Here is a 2,152-nt window from a genome sequence, read left to right on the forward strand (position 1 = left end):
GCCCGTAAGCGATCGCCGCCAGCCCGTTGGCGCTGACCGGCTCGCCGAGACCTTCATGGAGATGATCGCCGAGATAGCCGTAGACGCCATAGATGGCGGTCATGAAGGCGCCGCAGGCGATCAGCAGCGGCAGGATTCCGGGCACAGCCAGCGCGCCGAGCGGCGACGGTGCCGGACCGCTTTTCCTGGTGTCGCGCAGCGAGCTGACCGACAGGCCGGCGACGGCGGTTGCGGCGAGAAGCGCGACAGCGGCGAAGACGGCCCGCCAATGGATGAGATCGGCAAGCACCGCCGACAGCGACACCCCGGCGACCATGGAGAGCGTCCAGCCGGTCAGCACGACGCCGATCGTTCCGCTCTCGCGGCCGGGCGGCGCGATCGCTGCGGAGCTGGCGTAGATCGCCGGCATGGCGACGCCAGCAGCGATGCCGGCAACGAGCTGGGCCGCGACCAGCGCCGCCACCGTCGGCGCGAGCGCGCTGCCCACCAGCGCCAGCGCAAGCAACAGCAATGCGCCCTGCAGCATGCGGCGGGCGCCGATCCGGTCGATATAGCGGGCAAGAAAAAGCGCGCTGGCCGAGGTGCCGAGGCCGAAGGCAGCGGCGGCCGTCATCACCGCCGGCACGCTTGCCGCGAAGGATGCCGCGACGGCGGGCGCTATCGGCCCGAGAACCAGTGAGTTGGAGCCGATGACGGCGATGCAGCCGGTGAGCAGGTAGGCTGCGGCCGGGATCGGTGCACGGGACGCCGCAGTCAGAATCGCTGATTGATCACTGTTCGACATATCTCCATAATGACCGAATTGAATTCAGCATCAATGGAGAATTTCCAAATGGACTCAGAAACAGATGACGTTCAGCGGAACAAGCAGCCAACCCGTGAGGTCGACCCGATCGACCGAAAAATATTAGGCGTTCTGGTCGACGATGCGACCATCAGTTATGCGGAGCTCGGCGATCGCGTCGGCCTGTCGCCACCGGCGGCGCATGAGCGGGTGAAGCGGCTCAGGCGCAGCGGCGCCATCCGCGCCACCTCGGCGATCATCGATCCGAAGGCGGTGAAGAAGCCGCTGCTCGCCTTCGTGCACATCGATACCAGGGGCTGGGGCAAGACGCCGGAATTGATGGCGATCTCGGAATGCCCGGAAGTGGAAGAGATCCATTCGGTCGCCGGCGACACCTGCATGCTGCTCAAGGTACGCACCGAGGACACAAGGGCGCTGGAAGGCCTGCTGTCTCGTATCTACGAGACGCCGGGCGTGGTCTCGACGCGCAGCTATGTGGTGCTTTCAACCTATCTCGAACGGCCGGTCCAGCCAGAGATCACGGCCGAATGGCCGGCACCCAAACATATGGCGACGCCTGTCTACTAATCCGCCGGCTTACGGGATCGTGGCCCTGCGATAGGTATCGAGGACGCGCGTGACGCTGGCAATCAGAAGCTCATGCGCGGTCGGCGTGATCCGACCGGCGCCGACCTCGGCATCGAGATGGCCGAGATACTGGCTGATCAGGGGGCGTGGAATCTCGCGATCGCCGAGCGCCGCCAGCAGCGCTTCGGTCGCATGCTGCGCATCGGGTGATGGCCAGTAGTAGCGGATGCGGTCGCTGAAGGAGAAATGCCGCTGCAGGCGCTGCTCGTCAGGCGTTCCCGGATAATATTTCTGCCAATTGCCGGGTGAGGCCAGCATGATGCGTTCCATCGCGGCCAGCAAGCTTTCGCGCGAGGGATCGGGCGCGAGCGCGTCGGCGATGTGGCTCAGGCCATAGAGCGCCTCGCGCAATGCGAAGGTGAGCCAGGGGCCGACCTTGAGGATGGCGAAGCCGTCGCGCACGAGCGCGGCCAAAGCTTCCGCCGGCTGATAGTCGGTCGAATGCGCCTCGAAGACGAATTGCGGCTGGCTTTCCAGGGCCGCGACCAGCTTCGTCGCCCTCTCGGGCGCATAGGCGATGATGTCGGCATTGCCGAATTCGACGCCGGGCTGAACGACGACGCCGACAGCCCGGGCAAAAGCGGCATCGAGGCCGAGACGGCAGAAGGCCTGGCGATGGAGCTCGACCGTGCGGAGCGCATCGGCCGGCTCGGTCACATGCATATGGTCGAGCGCTTCCAGCGCGCCGCCCGGAACCGGCACTTCGGTGCCGATGATGTA

3 protein-coding genes are annotated in these 2,152 nt (G+C 65.8%); 1 reads left to right on the forward strand and 2 read right to left on the reverse strand.

Going from position 1 to position 2,152, the window contains the following annotated elements; genetic code table 11:
* On the reverse strand, nt 1–784 hold a 784-nt coding region (locus EOA75_RS32155), incomplete at its 3' end, for an MFS transporter (protein WP_164747730.1).
* Nucleotides 785–832: 48 nt separating this feature from the next.
* On the opposite strand from EOA75_RS32155, the gene EOA75_RS32160 reads away from it, so the two are divergent.
* Nucleotides 833–1,372 (forward strand): Lrp/AsnC family transcriptional regulator, encoded by a 540-nt coding sequence (locus EOA75_RS32160; protein WP_095776664.1) that lies wholly within the window; start codon nt 833–835, stop codon nt 1,370–1,372.
* Nucleotides 1,373–1,381: 9 nt separating this feature from the next.
* Here the strand turns inward: EOA75_RS32160 and EOA75_RS32165 are convergent.
* On the reverse strand, nt 1,382–2,152 hold a 771-nt coding region (locus tag EOA75_RS32165; protein ID WP_164747731.1), incomplete at its 5' end, for a class II D-tagatose-bisphosphate aldolase, non-catalytic subunit.

The sequence above is a fragment of the Mesorhizobium sp. M1A.F.Ca.IN.022.07.1.1 genome (assembly GCF_003997575.1).
In the GTDB taxonomy this organism is placed as follows: Bacteria; Pseudomonadota; Alphaproteobacteria; order Rhizobiales; family Rhizobiaceae; genus Mesorhizobium.